8 protein-coding genes are annotated in these 6,174 nt (G+C 70.4%); 6 read left to right on the top strand and 2 right to left on the bottom strand.

What is annotated here, in order from left to right:
* Positions 1-36 precede the first annotated feature (36 nt).
* From AC08OO_RS20810 to AC08OO_RS20800, 3 genes are read left to right on the top strand one after another with little or no spacing between them, the layout of a single operon-like run.
* Positions 37-774 carry an SDR family NAD(P)-dependent oxidoreductase gene (locus AC08OO_RS20810; protein ID WP_476607369.1) on the top strand — a complete coding sequence of 246 codons (738 nt, stop codon included), beginning with the start codon at positions 37-39 and terminating at the stop codon, positions 772-774.
* Positions 774-1,115, top strand: a complete 342-nt coding sequence (locus AC08OO_RS20805; RefSeq protein ID WP_476607370.1) for an antibiotic biosynthesis monooxygenase family protein — start codon at positions 774-776, stop codon at positions 1,113-1,115. The genes AC08OO_RS20810 and AC08OO_RS20805 overlap by 1 nt, the downstream gene beginning before the upstream one ends.
* Positions 1,116-1,144: 29 nt before the next feature.
* The gene (locus AC08OO_RS20800; protein ID WP_476609711.1) at positions 1,145-1,462 is read left to right on the top strand and encodes an antibiotic biosynthesis monooxygenase family protein; all 318 of its coding nucleotides are present in this window, start codon (positions 1,145-1,147) and stop codon (positions 1,460-1,462) included.
* A gap of 238 nt (positions 1,463-1,700) precedes the next feature.
* Here AC08OO_RS20800 and AC08OO_RS20795 read toward each other — a convergent pair whose 3' ends face one another.
* Positions 1,701-2,078 (bottom strand): hypothetical protein, encoded by a 378-nt coding sequence (locus AC08OO_RS20795; protein WP_476618945.1) that lies wholly within the window; start codon positions 2,076-2,078, stop codon positions 1,701-1,703.
* Between the two features lie 432 nt (positions 2,079-2,510).
* Positions 2,511-3,668, bottom strand: a complete 1,158-nt coding sequence (locus AC08OO_RS20790; protein ID WP_476618944.1) for a hypothetical protein — start codon at positions 3,666-3,668, stop codon at positions 2,511-2,513.
* A gap of 161 nt (positions 3,669-3,829) precedes the next feature.
* On the opposite strand from AC08OO_RS20790, the gene AC08OO_RS20785 reads away from it, so the two are divergent.
* From AC08OO_RS20785 to AC08OO_RS20775, 3 genes are all read left to right on the top strand, one after another.
* On the top strand, positions 3,830-4,636 hold the full coding sequence (locus AC08OO_RS20785; RefSeq protein WP_476618943.1) for a glycosyltransferase: 807 nt from the start codon (positions 3,830-3,832) through the stop codon (positions 4,634-4,636).
* An 18-nt stretch (positions 4,637-4,654) separates the two neighbouring features.
* On the top strand, positions 4,655-5,332 hold the full coding sequence (locus tag AC08OO_RS20780) for an aminotransferase class III-fold pyridoxal phosphate-dependent enzyme (protein ID WP_476609710.1): 678 nt from the start codon (positions 4,655-4,657) through the stop codon (positions 5,330-5,332).
* 17 nt (positions 5,333-5,349) lie between these two features.
* The coding region (locus AC08OO_RS20775; RefSeq protein ID WP_476609693.1) for a PLP-dependent aminotransferase family protein at positions 5,350-6,174 on the top strand (825 nt) is incomplete at its 3' end.

Here is a 6,174-nt window from a genome sequence, read left to right as displayed (position 1 = left end):
CACCAGTCGACACCTTGACACAGGAGACAGTCAGCGATGTTCCCAGACCTGGCCGGGCGACGCGCCCTGGTTACCGGCGGTACCCGCGGCATCGGACGGGCCGTGGTGCTCGGCCTCGCCCGAGCCGGAGCGACGGTCGTTGCCGGCCACCAGCGCCAGACCGAGGAGGCCGAGAGCCTGCGCCGCGAGCTCAAGGACACCGGCGGCGACCATCTGCTCGTCCAGGCCGACGTCGCCGATCCGGGCCAGATCACCGAGCTCGTCGAGGCCACCGGCACCCACCTGGGCGGCCTCGACATCGTCGTGAACAACGTCGGCACGATCAGCCACATCCCCTACGCGCAGCTGCCCCTGGACGAGTGGACGCAGGTGCTGACCACCAACCTCACCGCCACTCACCTCGTCACGCAGGGCGCGTTGTCGTTGCTGGGGGACTCCGGTTCGGTGATCAATATCGGATCCGGCTCCGGGGTGGTCGGTCTGCCGCTGCGGGCCCACTACACCGCGGCGAAGACCGGCCTGATCGGACTGACCCGCTCGCTGTCCAAGGAGCTCGGTGTCCGCGGCATCCGGGTGAACCTGGTCTCCCCGGGAGTCATCGAGACCCACCATGCCGAGGGCATCGACCCGGCCGTCAGGGCGGCCTACACCAACCGCATCCCGCTGGGACGCATCGGGACGGCCGAGGAGGTCGCCGCGGTCGTCCTGTTCCTGGCCAGCGACGTGTCGTCCTACGTCAACGGCGCCACCTTTGCCGTGGACGGAGGCATCTGATGACCTCGACCCCGCCTTTTCGGATCATGCTGACAATGCGGATCCACCCCGGTCGGGAGGGCGAGTTCGAGCAGACCTGGCTGCGGATCGGCGACGCGGTCACCTCGCACCCGGCGAACCTCGGGCAGTGGCTGATCCGCTCGGAGGAGGAGCCGAGCACGTACTACATCGTCAGTGACTGGGTTGACGAGGAGAAGTTTCGCGAGTTCGAGCACAGCGAGCGTCACCTGGTGCACCGCAAGGCGCTGCACCCGTTGCGTGCCAGTGCCTCGATGGTCACCGGTACCGTCGTCGCCCAGTTGGCCGGCGCGGCCTCCCTGACCGTTCCGGCGGGAAGCTGACCGTGGCCGGTCCGACGAAGGTTCGGGTCATGCTGTGGGCGGTCGACCCGCCCGGCGATCCCGGCGCGGTGGAGCGGGCTTACCACGAGATCAGCTCCAAGCTGGTCGGCACGCCTGGCCTGCTCGGTAACACGCTGCACCGGTCGGCGGCGGACCCGTCCCGGTTCGCGGTGGTCAGCGTCTGGGCGAGTATGGCCGAGTTCAACGTGTGGGAACAGGGGGCGGACCACCGCGGGACGACCTCACCGCTGCGTCCCCTGCAGGATCCGCAGCGCCCTCCAATGATCGACATCGAGGTCGCCGCGTACGGCCCGGACGGGCCCTTCGGCGACGATCCCCCGGACTGATCAGCGGGTCCTCCGGCTCCGCTACCCGGGGACAGGTGGCCGGGGACCGGTGGCCGGGGACCGATCGTCGCCGCGGCTGTGCCGGGGGGCAGCCCCACCGCCCGTTCGGGCGGTGGGGCTGACGCACGTGGAGCACGAAGAACGTCTTCCGAATGATCTACGGATATCATGGTGGGCGTGGACGAGTCATCCCGCCGGCCCATCCACCATCCAGTCCCTCGACGCCAAGACGATCATCCTATCGAGGCGTCGCTACGACCGTTTGACCCCGCCCTTCCCGGCGGCGCCATCTCCTGAGCCGTTCTCGCACCTTCGAGGTGGTGCGCGTGTTGAAGCGGTACATGTCGACGTCAGACAAGGCGCCGATGTCGGAACCGGCATGCCAGTCCTCGACCTTGGTGTTCCGCCACCATTCTGCCGTGATGCCGACCGCTGAGACGTCCACCATCTGACCGACGTCGTCGGGATCGAGTCCTTGCCGCGTCAGCCGCTCACGAAGGACGTCCGGCGAGGGAAGACGGAGTTGCCCCGCCGCGCTGTCGCCGGAGCCCGCGGATCCGCTGCGCGCCGGATCGACGGGAGGCCCGCCCGATTCCGTCGCGTTCTGCTCCGTCACGACGGCCACCCCGCCTGCCGGCTGTCTACGTCCCATGCCCCAGAGTAATGCGCCCAATAGGTGCGAATCGCTTTGGCGTCTGAGCCTCGGACTCGACACTTCTCTGCGTCCACCAGGTCACCGTGCCGATCACGCCGGTGGAAGCCTGTGGCCCGCCGGCGATCCGCGTCCGCGACGTCAGGCCTACGTCGACTGGCCGGCGCCGGTACCGCTCGGGACCAATCCACCGATCTCACCGAGCCCCGACCAGCGGTCCGACCGTCGGAACGGTCGGACCGCTGGTCGGCCCGTATCGGGGCGAGGACCACCGCATCGCCCACCGCACCGCCCCGGGAGAAACCCGGCGAAGGCCGCGGGGACAGCGTCTCCTGTCCTCGAACCAAGGCGCTCCGCTGTACCTGCTGGGCACAGGTACGCGTGTGGGCGCCGGGATCATGGCTGGGTGCGTCTGTCTGGTTGCGGGGCGGAGTCGGGGTGGTGGCGGCCGGCGATGATCCAGGTGCCAGCGACGATGATGGTGGCGAACAGGAGGAGTCCGCCGCCGAGGACGGCGAGTAGCAGGGCGCGGTCGCGGAAGGAGAGGTCGCCGGTGAGGGTGACCTGCAGGGAGCCGACGGCGAAGGCGATGGCGGCGGTGAAGACGGTGACGAGTTCGACGGCGCGAATGGCGGAGGTCGCCAGGGTGCGGCGCAGGTCGCGGTTGGCGGTGTCCTGGTCACGCCAGCGGGTCTGCTGGTCGTGGGTCCAGGTGGCGCGATCGAGCCCTTCCTGGATCCTTTCTCGTTCCCGCAGGTACTGCCCCTGGAGGAGTTCGTGGCTGATGCGGGAACCGATGGCCGGCAGCAGACGTAGGGCGGTGTCGATGGTCGCCAGCGCGTCGGGGTGGTCGGCGCACAGGCGCTGGCCGCTGGCGAGGCGGAAGTGGAAGAGGTGGTCGTCGGGGAACTCGGCGACCGCGTCGGTGGCTCGGCGGCGGAGCTGGTCGCCCTGGCCGGGGAACGGCGGGGCGGCGGACAGGGCGTTGAGGCAGACGTCGACGACGGCGCGGGAGCGGCCGGGTGTGTTCCAGGCGGTGTCGAGGAGGTCGAGGGCGTGACCGGTGGTGATGGTGCGGCTGCCGAAGGCTGCGAACGCGCGCAGACCGGTGAAGAGCGGGTCGTCGTGGTGCTGGCCGGCGGCGACGGCGAGCAGGGAGGATTCGAGGAACTGGTGGAGTTCGTCGAACCAGAAGTTCGACCGTAGCTTGCCGGCGTGGTAGAGCGTGGCGAAGTAGGCGATGTCCGCGGAGCCCCGGTAGGTCTCGACGAGCCGGCCGGTGGCGAGGGTGAGGTCGTGGCGGGACTCGACGTTGTCCTTGGTGATGAACGCGTAGCCCAGCGCCCACTTCTCGACGATCTCCGGGCGGACGGGCGGGTCGGTGTGGTCGTGGAGCCAGTGGGCGCAGCGGGCGGCGGCCTCGACGGTGGGCTCGGCGAGCAGCCGGCGGCGCCAGTACCTGTCGGCGCAGATCAGCCAGGGGTCGGTGACGAAGTCCGCCGACGGGATACGGAAGGGTGGTTCGAGGTCTGCGCCGATCAGCTCGGCGGCCACGGTTTCGCAGATCCTGTCCAGTTCGCGGGAATCGGCTGAGGAGGCCGCCAGGCTGAGTCGCGTGCTGATGGATGCGACGTCCACAGGGCTCCCTCCGCTGGATCTTCCTGGAATATCTACCACGGAATCGGGTCGGGTCGGTACATTCTGCGAGCATGTGGGTGGATGTGGTCACCGCGGTCCACGCCGGGTACGCGGGCTACCTGCCGGCGGCGTGGGACTCGCTGCGCCGCCAGAGCCATCCCCACTGGACCTGGCGGGTCCAGATCGACGGACCGCCCGCGGCGGTGGTCGACACCTTGACCGGCTGCGGGGCGGCCGGGGACGGCCGGGTCCGGATCGCCGCGCACGGCACCCTGGAAGGACCCGCGGTCGCCCGCAACATCGCCCTCGGCGAGTGCACCGCCCCGCTGGTCCAGAACCTGGATGCCGACGACGAACTCGAACCGGACACGCTCGCCGCTCTCAGTGGCGCGCTCGGCAGCCAGCCGGCCGCAGGCTACGCGGCCGGCCACGCCCGTGACCTGCACCCCGACGGCACCCTGCACGCCTCACCACTGACTGTGCCTGCCGGACCGCTGGCGCGTGGCGCGCTCGCCGTTGTCTGGGCGGCGGGTCTGCCCGACCGCACGATGCCGCCGGTGCATCCCGCGGGCGTGATGTGGCGGCGCACGCTGCTGCTCGCCCTCGGGGGATGGGCCGCCCTCCACGGTGTGGAGGACACCGCTACCCTCGTCGCCGGCTCCGCGCTCGCCCCCGGAATCCTGCTCGACGTCCCCACGCTTCGTTACCGCTGTCACGACGGCCAGCGATCCCGCCAGAACGGCGAATTCTCCGGGGGGGGGGGCACAGTATTTGCTGATCTGGCAGCGAGCCGGGCTTCTCTCGGCCGGACCTGCCTGGAAAGAACAAGGCTGACCAGGGCGGATGACCGATGCCAAGAGACCTTGCTCGCGCCTGCAGCCTGAGTTCAGAGGAACAGGCGGATCCGATCTCGGACCTGGTGGGTTGCCGGATCGGGTCCGAGTATGGCGAGTTCCGCCGGCTGTCTGGCCGGGGCGCGGCGGACGTGTGACGAGCACGGTGTGCTGCTGATCGTCGACGAGGTGATGACCGGTCTCGGTCGGACCGGCCGGATGTTCGGTTTCCAGCACGATGACGGGGTCGTCCCGGACCTTGTGACGACTGGGAAGCACCTGACCGGCGGGCACTTCCCGCTTGCTGCGGTCACGACTACGCAGGCGGTCTACGAGGCGTTCGCCGGCGACCCACTGCTGGGCGGGCTACGGCACGGGCACACCACCTCGGGCCATGCCACCGGATGTGCTGCGGCGCTGGCATGCCTGGATGTGATCGACCGTGACGGCCTCGTCGGGCGCGCCCGCCAGCGCGGGACCGTTCTTCTCGGTGAGTTGGAGCGGTTGCGGCGGCATCCCGCCGTCCGGGATGTCCGAGGCCGGGGGCTGCTGGCCGGGGTGGAGCTGGCCAGCGACGCACTCGCAGGGCAGGTGGCCGAGCAGTGCATGCGCCGGGGCGTGTTGGTCCGGCCGATGGGCGCGGTGCTGCAGATCGCGCCGCCGCTGATCATCACCGAGGAGCACGTCCGTAGGATCGCCGCCGTCATCGGCCAGGCCTGCGTGCACGTCATGGCTGGCGTCCAGTGACCTCCCACAGATCGACCGTGATCCTCCCTTGCGCAGGGGCTGGGAGCCGCCTCGGCCTCCCGTTCGGCAAGGAGCTCCTGCCGCTCGGACCTGGGTCCACGCCGCTGGGCGAGACCCTCGCCCTGCTGTTGCCTCACGCCACAGCGCTGCGCCTGGTCATGGTCCTCGGGCCGGGAAGGGAGGCCACCGCCCGGCACGTCATCGCCAGGACCGCAGCCGCGGGCCTGCCGGTCGCGTTCACCACCCAACGCCCGGAACTGGCGGAGTGCACGGGCGCCGTGCTCTCCGCGCAGCCCTGGTTCGCGGAGCGAAACATTCTCCTGCTGCCCGACCAGGTTCTGCGGTTCCCGGCCGCTGACCTGATCGGCCGTGCCCTGGACGCCGGAGCCGACAGCTTCGGGGGGTCCACCCACAAGACCCTCCCCGGCCCGCAGAAGGGCATCATCGCCACCAGGGACGAGGCGGTCGCCCGCCTGCTCCGCGTGGTCCAGCCGCACGTCATCTCCAGCCACCACCACGGCGCCACCTGCGCCCTCGGCCTGGCCCTCGCGCTGTTCGCCGAACGCTGCCCCGGCTACCCCCGCTCGATCATCGCCAACGCCCGCGCCCTCGGCGCGCGCCTGGCCGACCATGGCCTGCCCCCGGAAGGCGCCACGTTCGGCTACAGCAAGGGACACCAGCTCTGGCTGCGGACCGCCCCGCACGGCATCGCAGCCGCCGATGCCGCCGGGCGACTGCACGACGCTGGAATCCTGGTCAACTTCCTCGGCGACCTGCCCGGAATTCCCGAACCCGCCCTGCGGATCGGGGTCAACGAGCTGGCCTGGCTTGGCCTCCAACCC

This window comes from Frankia sp. CeCAU1, assembly GCF_977971845.1.
Note: the sequence above shows the minus strand (reverse complement) of the source record. Positions and strands in the feature narration are given on the sequence as shown.